The 12436-nt window shown below is 71.0% G+C and carries 12 protein-coding genes; 4 read left to right on the top strand and 8 right to left on the bottom strand.

The window, feature by feature from the left end; genetic code table 11:
* Positions 1-31 precede the first annotated feature (31 nt).
* The 3 genes from G5B31_RS15200 (at position 32) to rsmA (ending at position 3162) form a co-directional block, all read left to right on the top strand.
* On the top strand, positions 32-1273 hold the full coding sequence (locus tag G5B31_RS15200; protein WP_165019044.1) for a peptidylprolyl isomerase: 1242 nt from the start codon (positions 32-34) through the stop codon (positions 1271-1273).
* Positions 1270-2247 carry a 4-hydroxythreonine-4-phosphate dehydrogenase PdxA gene (pdxA, locus tag G5B31_RS15195; protein ID WP_165019043.1) on the top strand — a complete coding sequence of 326 codons (978 nt, stop codon included), beginning with the start codon at positions 1270-1272 and terminating at the stop codon, positions 2245-2247. Before G5B31_RS15200 ends, pdxA begins: the two co-directional genes overlap by 4 nt.
* Positions 2248-2310: 63 nt before the next feature.
* Entirely contained in the window at positions 2311-3162 is an 852-nt protein-coding gene (gene rsmA / locus G5B31_RS15190; RefSeq protein WP_165019042.1) for a 16S rRNA (adenine(1518)-N(6)/adenine(1519)-N(6))-dimethyltransferase RsmA, read from the top strand.
* 101 nt (positions 3163-3263) lie between these two features.
* On the opposite strand, the gene G5B31_RS15185 is transcribed toward rsmA, so the two are convergent.
* From G5B31_RS15185 to G5B31_RS15155, 7 genes are all read right to left on the bottom strand, one after another.
* Entirely contained in the window at positions 3264-4070 is an 807-nt protein-coding gene (locus G5B31_RS15185) for a DUF4167 domain-containing protein (protein ID WP_165019041.1), read from the bottom strand.
* A gap of 209 nt (positions 4071-4279) precedes the next feature.
* A complete protein-coding gene (prmC, locus tag G5B31_RS15180) occupies positions 4280-5122 on the bottom strand; it encodes a peptide chain release factor N(5)-glutamine methyltransferase (RefSeq protein ID WP_165019040.1) in 843 nt (280 codons plus the stop codon).
* Positions 5119-6174: a peptide chain release factor 1 gene (prfA, locus tag G5B31_RS15175; RefSeq protein ID WP_165019039.1), complete on the bottom strand. Its 1056-nt coding sequence runs from the start codon at positions 6172-6174 to the stop codon at positions 5119-5121. The genes prmC and prfA overlap by 4 nt, the downstream gene beginning before the upstream one ends.
* A gap of 31 nt (positions 6175-6205) precedes the next feature.
* Positions 6206-7072, bottom strand: coding sequence for a hypothetical protein (locus tag G5B31_RS15170; RefSeq protein ID WP_165019038.1), 867 nt, complete (start codon positions 7070-7072; stop codon positions 6206-6208).
* Positions 7073-7082: 10 nt separating this feature from the next.
* Positions 7083-8048 (bottom strand): agmatinase, encoded by a 966-nt coding sequence (gene speB / locus G5B31_RS15165; protein ID WP_165019037.1) that lies wholly within the window; start codon positions 8046-8048, stop codon positions 7083-7085.
* 119 nt (positions 8049-8167) lie between these two features.
* Positions 8168-8581: a DUF6636 domain-containing protein gene (locus G5B31_RS15160; protein ID WP_165019036.1), complete on the bottom strand. Its 414-nt coding sequence runs from the start codon at positions 8579-8581 to the stop codon at positions 8168-8170.
* Positions 8582-9011: 430 nt separating this feature from the next.
* A complete protein-coding gene (locus G5B31_RS15155) occupies positions 9012-10175 on the bottom strand; it encodes a M20 aminoacylase family protein (RefSeq protein WP_165019035.1) in 1164 nt (387 codons plus the stop codon).
* 67 nt (positions 10176-10242) lie between these two features.
* Here G5B31_RS15155 and mazG point away from each other — a divergent pair, with 67 nt between their 5' ends.
* Complete coding sequence (mazG, locus tag G5B31_RS15150) at positions 10243-11121, top strand: nucleoside triphosphate pyrophosphohydrolase (protein WP_165019034.1); 879 nt, start codon at positions 10243-10245, stop codon at positions 11119-11121.
* A gap of 9 nt (positions 11122-11130) precedes the next feature.
* Here the strand turns inward: mazG and G5B31_RS15145 are convergent, their stop codons facing one another.
* Positions 11131-12315, bottom strand: coding sequence for a cytochrome b/b6 domain-containing protein (locus G5B31_RS15145; protein WP_165019033.1), 1185 nt, complete (start codon positions 12313-12315; stop codon positions 11131-11133).
* Between the last annotated feature and the right edge of the window lie 121 nt (positions 12316-12436).

Below are 12436 nucleotides of genomic sequence, written 5' to 3'. Positions count from 1 at the left end.
AGGAAGACCCGGGAAGACAGACGGGCGCAGGATGGCGATGCAGGATTTCGGGCAGATGGCACAGCGGATGCGGGGGATGCGGGGCGGGCTGCGGGCGCTGGCCCTGGCGGCGGCGGTGACGCTGGCGGGGCTGCCGGCGGCGGCGCAGAACCTGTTCGCGCCGCGGCTCTACGTCAACGACCAGGTGATCACCGAATACGAGGTGATCCAGCGCGCCCTGTTCCTCAAGGTGCTGCGCGCCCCCGGCGACCCGATGGAAGAGGCGCTGAAGGCGCTGACCGAGGACCGGCTGCGCATGGCCGAGGCCAAGCGGCTGGGACTGACCGTCACCGAGGAGCAGGTGACGCAGGGGATGGAGGAATTCGCCGCCCGCGCCAACCTGACCGCCGAGCAGCTGGTGGCCGAGTTGCAGAAGGTCGGCATCGCGCCGCAGACCTACCGCGACTTCGTCGTCGCCGGGCTTCTGTGGCGCGAGGCGATCCGGGCCCGCTATGCCGGGCAGGTCTCGGTCTCGGAATCCGACATCGACAAGGCGATGCAGACGATGACCCGGCCGCGGGCGCTGAAGGTGCTGGCCTCGGAACTGGTGATCGCCGCCCCGCCCGGGCAGGAGGACAGCGCGATGGCGCTGGCGAACCGGCTTTACGCCTCCATCGACACCGAGGCCGAATTCGCCGCCGCCGCCCGCGCCCATTCCGCGGCGCCGACGGCCGGGAACGGCGGCCGGCTGGACTGGCTGCCGCTGTCGAACCTGCCGCCGACCATCGCCGGCCAGCTTCTCGGCCTGGGCGAGGGACAGGTGTCGAAGCCGGTGGCGGTGCCGAATGCGGTGGTGCTGTTCCTCTTGCGCGACGTGGCCGAGGACGAGACCGCCGAGCCGATCGGCGTCTCGGTGGAATATGCCCGCTATTACATCCCCGACAATCCCGCGGCGGTGGCCGAGGTGGTGGCCAATACCGACAAGTGCATGGACCTCTATGGCCTCGCCAAGGGCCAGCCCGCAGAGACGCTGGTGATCGAGTCGAAGCCGATGTCGGAAATCCCGCAGGACATCGGGCTGGAATTGGCCAAGCTGGACCCCGGCGAGATCGCGACCACGCGGACGGCCGCGGGGCAGCGGATGGTGCTGATGCTGTGCTCGCGCAATGTCGAGGCCGACACCCCGCCCACGCGCGACCAGATCCGCGAGCAGGTGCAGAACCAGAAGATCGACGGGCTGGCGCAGGGTTACATGGCCGAGTTGAAGGCCAATGCGCTGATCCGCGAGCCGTGACCGCGCCGCTGGTCCTGACCTGCGGCGATCCCTCGGGCATCGGGCCGGAGATCGCGGTGAAGGCGCGGGCGCTGCTGGGGGCCGACCTGCCCTTCGCCTGGATCGGCGACCCGCGGCACCTGCCGCCGGGCACGCAGGTGGCCGAGATCGCGCATGTGGCCGAGGCCGCCGCCGTGCCGCCCGCGCAGCTGCCGGTGCTGCGGCTGGACTTCGCCGCCCCTGCCCTGCCCGGCCGTCCCGACCCGGCCAATGCCGCCGGCGTGATCGCCGCCATCGCGCGCGGGGTGGCGCTGGTGCAGGCGGGCGAGGCCGGGGCGATCTGCACCGCGCCGATCCACAAGAAGGCGCTGAAGGACGGCGCGGCCTTCGCCTTCCCCGGCCATACCGAATTCCTCGCCCATCTGGCCGGGGTGGAGCGGGTGGCGATGATGCTGGCCTGCCCCGGATTGCGGGTGGTGCCGGCGACGATCCACATCCCGCTGTCCGAGGTGCCCGCCGCCCTGACCGGGGCGCTGCTGGAGGAGACCATCCGCATCACCCATGCCGCGCTGGTCCGCGACTTCGGCCTCGCCGCACCGCGGATCGTCGTGGCGGGCCTCAACCCCCATGCCGGCGAGGGCGGCGCCATGGGCTGGGAGGACGAGCGGATGATCCGCCCGCTGGTCGAACGGCTGGCGGCCGGGGGGATGGCGATCCGCGGCCCCCTGCCCGCCGACACGATGTTCCACGCGGCGGCGCGGGCCGGCTATGACGCGGCGGTCTGCTGCTACCACGACCAGGCGCTGATCCCGATCAAGACCATCGACTTCGCCGGCGGGGTGAACGTGACCCTGGGGCTGCCCTTCGTGCGCACCTCTCCCGATCACGGCACGGCCTACGACATCGCGGGGCTTGGGGTGGCCGATCCCTCCTCGCTGGTGGCGGCGCTGCGGATGGCGCAGGATATGGCGGCGGCGCGGCTGAAGCGGGCGTAGCGGGGGGCCAGCCCCCCGCACCCCCCGGGATATTTATGGACAGATGAAATCAGGGAGGCGGGTGTGGGGACGATCGACGGTTTGCCGCCCCTGCGCGAGGTGATCGCGGCGCATGGGCTGGTGGCGAAGAAGCAGCTGGGGCAGAACTTCCTCCTGGACCTGAACCTGACCGCCAAGATCGCCCGCTGCGCCGGGGACCTGTCGGGCGCGGATGTGCTGGAGGTCGGGCCCGGGCCGGGCGGGCTGACCCGCGGGTTGCTGGCCGAGGGCGCGCGGCATGTGGTGGCGGTGGAGAAGGACCCCCGCGCCATCCCGGCGCTGGAGGAGATCGCCGCCGTCCATCCCGGCCGGCTGACCGTGCTGCAGGGCGATGCGCTGGAGCTGGACGTGGCGGCGCATCTGAAACCGCCGGTGAAGGTGGTGGCGAACCTGCCTTACAACGTCGGGACCGAGCTGCTGATCCGCTGGCTGTCGCCGAAGGTCTGGCCGCCGTTCTGGGAGAGCCTCACGCTGATGTTCCAGAAGGAAGTGGCCGAGCGGATCGTGGCCAGGCCCGGGTCGGACCACTACGGCCGGCTGGCGCTCTTGGCGCAATGGCGGGCGGAGCCGAAGATCGTCATGCTGCTGCCGCCCGAGGCCTTCACCCCCGCCCCCAAGGTGCATTCCGCCGTGGTGCACCTGAAGCGGCTGGAGGCGCCGCGCTACCCTTGCGACTTCGCGGTCCTGCAGCGGGTGACGGCGATGGCCTTCAACCAGCGCCGCAAGATGCTGCGGTCCTCGCTGAAGGGCCTCGGGGCGGGGCTTGAGGGGATGCTGGACGCGGCGGGCATTCCGCCGACGGCCCGGGCCGAGGAGATTTCGCTGGAAGGCTTCTGCGCCCTGGCGCGGGAGGTCGGAGGCAGGGCGGCGGGGTGAACCCCGCCCTACGGAATCTGCCACCGACGCGAATGACGGCAGCGCGAGTTCCGCCATGACCCGCATAGAAAACCGGGGCCGCGCGGGCCCCGGGATGTGCCTTATTCGGCGGCTTCCTTCTTGCCCTCGCCATCGGCCTTGGGCTTGCGCGGGGCGCGGCGGGGTTTTTCGGGGGCGGGTTCGGCCGAGGCTTCGGGCTGCGGCTCGGTCTTCGGGACCTCGGCCTTCGGGGCCTCGGGCTTCGGCTCGGGGGCCGGGCCGGTGATGAAGGCGGGAAGTTCGGGCTGCTCCTGCGGCTCGCGGCGGTTGCGGTTGTCGCGGCCGCGGTTGCCGTCGCGGTTGCGCGGCTGGCCGTCGCGGCTGCCCTCGCGCCGCGGGGCGGGCTCGGCGGGTTCCTCGCGGCGGCGGGTTTCGGGCGTCTCGATCAGGCCGCTGTCGCCGGCCTGGGCGTCGAGGTCGATCACCTCCACCGCCATCGGCTGTTCCTCGCTGCCCGGGTCGCGGAAGTCGCGCCCCTCGCGGCTGTCGCGGCGGTCCTCCCGCTCGCGGTAGTCGCGGCGGTCGTCGCGGTCGCGGAACTCGCGGTTGCCATTACCGCCGTTGCCGTTCTGCTGGTTGTTCTGCTGATACTGCTGCTGGCGGGCCTCCTGCTCGGCGGCCATCTCGCGCTGCGCCTCGGCCAGCATCCGGGTGTAGTGCTCGGCGTGCTGCAGGAAGTTCTCGGCCGCCACGCGGTCGTTCGACAGCTGGGCGTCGCGCGCCAGCATCTGGTATTTCTCGATGATCTGCTGCGGCGTTCCGCGCACCTTGCCCTCGGGACCCGAGGAATCGAAGACGCGGTTGATGATGTTGCCGAGGCTGCGCGGGCGGTTCTGGTTGGAACGCGAGCGTTTCTTGGAAGAGCGCATCTTGTCCTTATGATGGCTTTGGCCTGCGGCTGCCGCCCGGTTTTCGGGGCAGCTTCCAAATCTCCGCAGGGGCTGGTAGGTCGCCGGGCCGGGCCGATGCCCCTCCCTGACGTGGCGCCACTAAACACAGGCTTTGCACTGTGACAAGATTTATTTGTGGATGCGTGGCGGATTCTGCAAGGGGCCGACAGCGGCGCAACGCCGCAGGGTCAGCGGGTTTCCACCGGCCGGCGGGCGGCGACCACCCGGTCGCGGCCGTCCAGGTCTTGCAGGATGCGGATGTCGGCAAGGCCCGCGGCGGCGAAGAGCGCGGCGACGGCCCTGCCCTGTGCCGGGCCGATCTCGACCAGCAGCCTTCCGCCGGGAACAAGGACCGCCGGGGCCTGCGCGGCGAGGGCGCGGTAGGCGGTAAGGCCGTCGGCGCCATCGGTCAGCGCGGCAAGGGGCTCGTGGTCGCGGACCTCGGGGGCAAGGGCCGGCATCTCATCTGCCGCAATATAGGGCGGGTTGGAGACGATCAGGTCGAAGCGGGTCTCGATGCCGTCGAGCCAGCTGGTCTGCCGGAAATCGGCGCGGATGGCGAGGTCCAGCGCGGCGGCGTTCTCCCGGGCCACGGCGAGGGCGGCAGGAGATATGTCGGTGCCGAGGCCGGTCGCGTCGGGGCGTTCGGCCAGCAGCGTCAGCAGGATGCAGCCGGTGCCGGTGCCGATGTCGAGGACGGTTGAGAAACTGCCGGCAAGCGCCTCTGCCACAAGGGTTTCCGTCTCCGGCCGCGGGTCCAGCGTATCGGCGGTGACGCGGAAGCTGCGGCCCCAGAACAGCCTGCGGCCGGTGATCTGCGACAAGGGCTTGCGGGCCACGCGGGCGGCGACGGCCTCCTCGAAGACCTGCGCCTGCGGCCCGGTCATCTCGTCGCCTATGTGCAGGGTCAGCCGGTCCGGCGCCACACCGAGCGCATGGGCCATGAGCAGCCTCGCATCCCGCGGCGCATCCTCCACCCCCGCCGCGCGCAGCCGGGGCACGGCGGCGGCCAGCGCGGCCCGGGCGATCACCCCTCCATCTCCGCCAGCTTCGCCGCCTGGTCATGGGCGATCAGCGCGTCGATCACCTCGTCCAGATCGCCGCCGACGATCTGCGGCAGGGCGTAGAGGGTCAGGTTGATGCGGTGGTCGGTCATCCGTCCCTGCGGAAAGTTGTAGGTGCGGATGCGTTCGGAGCGGTCTCCCGATCCGACCTGCGACTTCCGCTCCGCCGCCCGTTCCGAGGCCAGCCGGTCGCGCTCCATCTCGTAGAGCCGCGCCCGCAGCACCTGCATCGCCATGGCGCGGTTCTGGTGCTGGGATTTTTCCGAAGACGTCACCACGATTCCGCTGGGGATATGGGTGATCCGCACCGCCGAGTCGGTGGTGTTGACGTGCTGGCCCCCTGCCCCCGAAGACCGCATGGTGTCGATGCGGATGTCGCTGGCGGGGATGTCGATGTCCACCTCCTCGGCCTCGGGCAGCACGGCGACGGTGGCGGCGGAGGTGTGGATGCGGCCCCCTGCCTCGGTCTCCGGCACCCGCTGCACGCGGTGGACGCCGGATTCGTATTTGAGCCTTGCGTAGACCCCCTCGCCCTGCACATGGGCGGTGAATTCCTTCACCCCGCCCAGGTCGCTGGCCTGATGGTCCAAGACCTCGAAGCGCCAGCCCATGCGTTCGGCGTAGCGCTGATACATCCGAGCGAGGTCGGCGGCGAAGAGGCTGGCCTCCTCGCCTCCCGTCCCCGGCCGGATCTCGATGATGGCCGGGCGGGCATCGGCGGCGTCCTTGGGCAGCAGCGCGAGGCGCAGCCGGTCCTCCATCTCCGGGATGCGGGCGCGCAGGCGGGGGATTTCCTCCTCGGCCAACGCCTTCATCTCGGGGTCGGAGAGCATGGCTTCGGCGTCCTGCAGGTCGGTCAGCGCCTGGCGGTAGGCGGCGATCTCCTCGGCCACCGGCTTCAGCTCGGAATATTCCCGGCTGATGCGGGCGATCTCGGCCGGCGCCGCGCCGGCGTTGAGCCGCGCTTCGAGAAACTCGAAACGCTGGGTGATCTGGGCGAGTTTGTCCAAGGGAACCATGGCGGCGGTTTGGCGCGGAAGGCCGCCCCGGTCAAGGCCCCGGCGGCGGGTTGCGGGACAGGAGCGCGACCAGCCTTTGCCGGATCGGGCCGAGGTAGCGGTCGGACCATTCCATCCGCCGCCCCTTGCGATCGGTGACGATGGCGCCCTCGGGCAGCGCCAGCAGCTCGGCCGCCTTCACCTCCACCCCCGGCAGGGTGATGGCGACCAGCCCGGCCCGGCGGCGGCGCACCCATGGCAGCGCCCCGCGCAGCCGGCCGAGCCAGAGCCGGGGATACATGAACTCGGTCGGGAACTTGACCGCCAGCGACGTGGGCACCGCCCGCATCACCGGCTGGGCGCACCAGCTGATGAAGCGTTCGTCGGCGGCCATCGGGCGGAAGCCGAAGTCCGGGTGGCGGGCGAGGCAGTCGAGGAAGCGTTCGGCGATGTAGCCGGCATGGGCGGGGTGGAACACCACCACCGAGGAATTGCCGCGGGCGTATTTCCGCCCGCCGGTCAGGCGCCAGATCCAGCGGGCGACGGCGCCGAAGGGCAGCACCGCGCTTTGCAGGATTGCCACGTTCTCCGGCGCCGGGCAGGCGGACAAGAGCCGCGAGACGTCGCCCAGGACCACGGTGTCGAGGTCGAGGAAGATCGCCGGCATGTCGGCGGGCAGCAGCCCGGGCTTGAACATCGCCAGCTTGGCCTGGCAGCCGCCGCCGGTCATCGGCGGCTGCAGGAATTCCGGCGGATGCGGGCGGGTCTCGATCCCGGCGGCAAGGCCGGGGCGGTCGCGGTCGGTGATCAGCACCACCCGCGCCGGGCCGCGCGACTGCGCCCGCACCGCGGCCACCAGCGCGTTGATGTCATCAGGGCCGTATTTCGTACCCCAGGCGATCAGCACCAGCTGCCACATGGCATCCCTTTCAGCGGCGGGTCTTCGCCCAGTGGTAAAGGCAGATCAGCTCGTAGGCCACATGGGCGCCGGCGATGGCGGTGGCGCCGGTGGTGTCGTAGGGGGGCGAGACCTCCACGATGTCGCCGCCGACCATGTTGATGCCGGCAAGGTCGCGCAGGCAGGCCGCCGCCTGCCAGCCGTGCAGGCCGCCCCAGACCGGGGTGCCGGTGCCGGGGGCGGCGGAGGGGTCGAGGCAGTCGATGTCGAAGGTGACATAGGTCGGCTGGTCCCCGACGATCTCCTTCGCCTTCGCCACCGTGGCGGCCACCCCCTTCTCGTGCACCTCGCGGGCGTCGATGACATGGACGCCGAGGTAATCCTCGGTGGTGGTGCGGATGCCGATCTGGACCGAGCGCTTCGGGTCCACCAGCCCGGTCTTCACCGCCTTGTAGAGCATGGTGCCGTGGTCGATGCGGCTGAGGTCGTCGTCGGGCCAGAGGTCGGAATGGGCGTCGAAATGGATCACGCCGAGGGGGCCGAACTTCTCGGCATAGGCGCGCAGGATGGGAAAGGTGATGTAATGGTCGCCGCCCAGGGTGACGGTCCCTGCCCCGGCGGCGAGGATGGTGCGGATATGGGCGGTCAGGGTGTCGGGGAAGTCCGCGACCTTGGCATAGTCGAAGGCGAGGTCGCCGTAGTCGACGACCGCCATCTCCTCCAGCGGGTTGGTGGGCCAGCCGTAGGGCGGGTCGTAGGGTTGCAGGGCGCTGGCCTCGCGGATGGCGCGGGGGCCGAAGCGGGTGCCGGTGCGGTGGGTCACCGCCTGGTCGAAAGGCACGCCGGTGATCGCCAGATCGACGCCGGTCAGGTCCTTGGTGTAGGTGCGGCGCAGGAAGCTGGTCGCGCCGCCGAAAGCGTTTTCAAAGGACAGGCCGCGCAGGCCCTTGCGGGTGAACGCAGTATCGACCTGCGTCTTGGCGTCTTCGAGTGCCATGGGAAATCTCGGGGCTTCGGGAAGCGCAGTCGTTCGAGAGAAGCCGGAGACGCGCGGATCCGGGCCGGGGCAGCAAAGCCGCCCGGAGCCCCCGAGTCAAGTCCGTCGGATCGGGCCGGTCAGAACAGCTTCTGCCCGGCCTTCGCCACGCTGAAGCCATGGCCGGCGGCATTGGTGCAGGTCATGCCGGTCTTGGCCGAGACGCAGGAGATGCCGCCGAGCGAGACCGCCTGGCCGTAGTCCAGCACCGGGTTCCCGGGATCCATCACCGTGTCGCCGGCGCAGACCAGGAAGCCCTTGCCCGAGGCGGCGACGCCGAAGGCGCTGCCCCAGTCGAGGTCGCAGCCCGCGGGCGGGGTGCGGTAGCTGGGAGTCAGCTCGCGCAGGTCGCAGCGCGCCTCGGCCCCGCCGTTCCAGTCGTAGAGCGCGCAATGGATGTTGCCGGTGGGCGAGCGGAAGCCGATCCAGTCGTCGGCAAGGGCGGGGCCGGCGAGGCCGAGGAGAAGCAGTGCAAGAACGGGTTTCAAGTGCATGGAAGACCTCATGAAAATCTGCTGCGGCATCGGGGCGGCGCCGGCCAAGTCTCGCATGGCGCCGTTGCTGCGCCAAGCAGGGTTTTCCTTTTGCTAAGCATGGCCCCTCATTCCACGCCCTGCCGTCCTCTCGGTCCTCCTGTCATCCCCACGGAAGCGGGGATCGCAAGGGAGCGTAGTTCCGCCGTTGTCCCCGGGCGGGATCAGGCGAGGCACTGCCTCGCCCCCGCCCCTGCGCGGCATATCAACCGGAGACGGTGGCGGCACATACCCCGAGAGGCCAGCGCCCGACCCGGCGGGCGTGAAGCGCCCGCCGGGTCGGGGCGGGCGCTGGCCGGGCCTTTGAGGCCCGGCCGGACAAGGGGAAGCGGTGCACGGTGGCGAAGGCGACGGCCTTCGCCAAGGGAGACCGGGCAGGAATGCCGCCGCCCTACCCCAGCGGCTGCGCCCGTTCCACCAGCCTCGCGAAGAAGCTGGCCCCGACCGGCGCCGCCTCGTCGTTGAAATCGAAGGCCGGGTGGTGCAGCCCCGCTCCCGGGCCGGTGCCGAGGAAGAGATAGGCCCCGGGCCGCGCCTCCAGCATGTAGGAGAAATCCTCCGACCCCATCTCGCGGTTCGCCCGCGCATCCACCGCCTCGGCGCCCGAGACCTCGCGCGCCACCTCGGCGGCGAACTCGGCCTCGTCCTCGTGGTTGATCGTCGCCGGATAGCCCCAGTCGTAGTCGATCTCGGCCCGGACGCCGAAAGCCGCCGCGGTGCCTTCCACGATCTCGTGGAAGCGCTTCTTCAGAAGCGCCCGCACGTCCGGCTTGAAGCAGCGGATGGTGGCGGCGAAGGTGCCGTCCTCGGGGATGATGTTCGAGGCGCTGCCGGTGTGGATCATGGTGACCGAGACCACCGCCTCGTCCAGCGCATAGACGTTGCGCGGGATGATGGTCTGCACCGCCTGCACCATGGCGACGATGGCGACCACCGGGTCCACCGTCTCGTGCGGGGTGGCGCCGTGGCCGCCCTTGCCGGTGACGCGGACATAGGCTGTGTCGACGCTGGCCATCAGCGGGCCGGGGGTGGTCTGAAAATGGCCGAAGGGCACGTTGGGGGCATTGTGGATGCCGAAGACCCTTTCGATGCCGAAACGGTCCATCACCCCTTCCTGCACCATCACCTGGCCGCCGCCGCCGTCCTCCTCGGCCGGCTGGAACAGCAGCACCGCCTTCCCGGCGAAGTTCCGCGTCTCCGCCAGGTATTTCGCGGCGCCCAGAAGCATGGCAACATGGCCGTCGTGGCCGCAGGCGTGCATCTTGCCGGGCACCTTGCTGGCATATGGGGCGCCGGTGATCTCCTCGATCGGCAGGGCGTCCATGTCGGCGCGCAACCCGATTGTAGGCCCCTCGCCCCGCCCGTTGATCACGGCGACGAGGCCCGAGGTGGCGATGCCCTCGTGGATCTCGTCCACGTCGATCTCGCGCAGGCGGTCGGCGATCCAGGCGGCGGTCCGGTGGCAGTCGAAGGCCAGTTCGGGATATTGGTGCAGATGCCGCCGCCAGCCCTTCATTTCCTCGGCGTAAGAGGCGATACGGTTCAGGACGGGCATGATGCGGGAATCCTTTGCGGGGGTCTGGCTCGGCCTTTGATCAAATCGCAAAACCACGGTGGCCGCAATGACCCTTCCCCGCCTTGACCGCGCCGAGAGCGACCGTCTGGTCCGCGACCAGACGGCGGGAATCGACCGGCTGGTCGAGATCATGGCCCGGCTGCGCGACCCGGACACCGGCTGCCCCTGGGACGTGGCGCAGGACTTCGCCTCCATCGCGCCCTATACGCTGGAAGAGGCGCATGAGGTGGCCGATGCGATCCGGCGCCGGGCATGGGGCGAGCTGAAGGGCGAACTGGGCGACCTGCTGTTCCAGTCGGTCTTCCACGCGCGGATGGCCGAGGAGGCGGGGCTGTTCTCCTTCGCCGATGTGGTGGCGGCGATCTCGGACAAGATGATCGCCCGGCACCCGCATGTCTTCGGGGACGAAAGCCGCGACAAGACGCCGGAGCAGCAGACCCGGGACTGGGAGGCGCTGAAGGCGGCCGAGCGCGGGCGGGCGCGGGTGCTGGACGGGGTGGCGCTGGCGCTGCCGGCGCTGACCCGGGCGGTGAAGCTGCAGAACCGGGCGGCGCGGGTGGGCTTCGACTGGCCCTCCACGGCGCAGGTTCTGGACAAGCTGGCCGAGGAGGCCCGCGAGGTGGTGGAGGCGCGCGACCGGCTGGGGCCGGAGGCGCTGGCCGAGGAGGTCGGCGACCTGATCTTCGTCGTCGCCAACATCGCCCGCCACCTGAAGGTGGACCCCGAGGCGGCGCTGCGGGCGGCGAATGCCAAGTTCACCCGCCGGTTCGAGCGGATCGAGGACTGGCTGGCGGAAGCCGGCAAGACCCCGGCGGACAGCGACCTGGCCGAGATGGACGCGCTGTGGGACCGGGCCAAGGCGGAGGAGAAGGCGGCGCGGAAAGCGGCGGGAAATCCCATGCCCGACGGCCGCGCGGCCGTCTAGGCGCGCGCGCTACCCTCCGCGTTTCGCCACCAGTTCCACCGCGACCTCGACGGCGAAGCCCACCGTCTTGTCGTCGGCATAGCTGGCCCCCATGCCGAAATCGCGCCGGTCCAGCACCGCCCGGCCCGCCATCCGCGCCTCGTCGCCCGCGATCTCCAGCGTGAAGGGCAGCGTCACCGCCGTCTCCGCCCCGCGCAGCGCCAGCCCCCCTCGCGCCTCGAACCCCTCGCCCGCCGGCACGATCTCTGCCGTGAACCGCGCCGCGGGGTGATTGGCCACGTCGAAGAACTCCGGCCCCTGCGCCTGCTCGGTGACCGAGCCGAGGGTCATCCGGGTCAGGTCGATCTCCACCGCCACCCTGCCGGTCCCCGAGGACTCATCGAAGTCGATCTTTGCCGTCCAGGCCGGCAGGCTGCCCTCCACCCGCGCACCCATCTGCTGCACAGCGAAGGTCAGGACCCCCTCCGCCACCTGCCAGTTGCCCCCCGCCGCAGCCGCGGCCGCAGGCGTTTCCGGCCCTTCCGGCGCCCGGCCGGCGACCGCCCAGGCCCCGGCTCCGCCGGCCGCAAACACCGCCGCCGCCAGCAGCGCCGGGACGAGCCGCGGCGCCCGCGCGCCCGCACCGCCGGCCTGCCGCCCCGTCAGCATCCGCGCCAGCGTCCCGTCGCGGTCCAGCACCGCATGTTTCGCCGCCCCCAGCACATGCAGCGCCACCGCCGCCAGCAAGAGCTTGGTGAAGGCCCAATGCGCCGCCCCGGCAAGGCCCGCCACCGTCTCGGATTTCGGCACCAGGGGCAGGCCCTGGCCGAAGGGCCAGAGGATCGGCGCGAAACCCTCGACCGCCGCGTGGTGCAGCCAGCCCGACAGCGGCACCGCCACCAGCGACAGGTAAAGCGCCCAATGCACCGCCTCGGCCGCGAAGGTCTCCAGCCGCCGGCCGGGATGCAGCGGCACCGGCTTTTCCCCGGTCAAAGCCCAGAGGATGCGGGTCAGCGCCAGGAAGAACACCGCCACGCCCAGGGTCTTGTGGATGGAGAACACCCAGGCCTTGCGCGCCATCGCCTCGGAGGTGTCGAAGGGCATCGCCTCGGCGATCATGCCCAGCGGGAAGGCCGCCACGATCAGCAGCGCGGTCAGCCAGTGCAGCCCGCGCGCCACGCTTCCATATCCCGACCGGGTGTTCCTCGCAGCCATCCGTTCCTCCTTCGCAACGATCCGCCCGCCAGCATAGCGGCGCCGGCGCGCCCGGACAGACGCCCTCCGGCACAGGACCTGTGCGCAGACCCGCCCCTTCCTCTCGACCGAAATACTCCCG

This window comes from Rhodobacter sp. SGA-6-6, assembly GCF_011043545.1.
GTDB lineage: Bacteria > Pseudomonadota > Alphaproteobacteria > Rhodobacterales > Rhodobacteraceae > Pseudogemmobacter.
Note: the sequence above shows the minus strand (reverse complement) of the source record. Positions and strands in the feature narration are given on the sequence as shown.

Bases quoted from the DNA above. Each gene is read 5' to 3' on its own strand.
- G5B31_RS15200 (WP_165019044.1), top strand. From the start codon at position 32: ATGGCGATGCAGGATTTCGGGCAGATGGCACAGCGGATGCGGGGGATG.
- G5B31_RS15185 (WP_165019041.1), bottom strand. From the start codon at position 4,070: ATGCGCTCTTCCAAGAAACGCTCGCGTTCCAACCAGAACCGCCCGCGC.
- prfA (WP_165019039.1), bottom strand. From the start codon at position 6,174: ATGGTTCCCTTGGACAAACTCGCCCAGATCACCCAGCGTTTCGAGTTT.
- G5B31_RS15170 (WP_165019038.1), bottom strand. From the start codon at position 7,072: ATGTGGCAGCTGGTGCTGATCGCCTGGGGTACGAAATACGGCCCTGAT.
- speB (WP_165019037.1), bottom strand. From the start codon at position 8,048: ATGGCACTCGAAGACGCCAAGACGCAGGTCGATACTGCGTTCACCCGC.
- G5B31_RS15160 (WP_165019036.1), bottom strand. From the start codon at position 8,581: ATGCACTTGAAACCCGTTCTTGCACTGCTTCTCCTCGGCCTCGCCGGC.
- G5B31_RS15155 (WP_165019035.1), bottom strand. From the start codon at position 10,175: ATGCCCGTCCTGAACCGTATCGCCTCTTACGCCGAGGAAATGAAGGGC.
- mazG (WP_165019034.1), top strand. From the start codon at position 10,243: ATGACCCTTCCCCGCCTTGACCGCGCCGAGAGCGACCGTCTGGTCCGC.
- G5B31_RS15145 (WP_165019033.1), bottom strand. From the start codon at position 12,315: ATGGCTGCGAGGAACACCCGGTCGGGATATGGAAGCGTGGCGCGCGGG.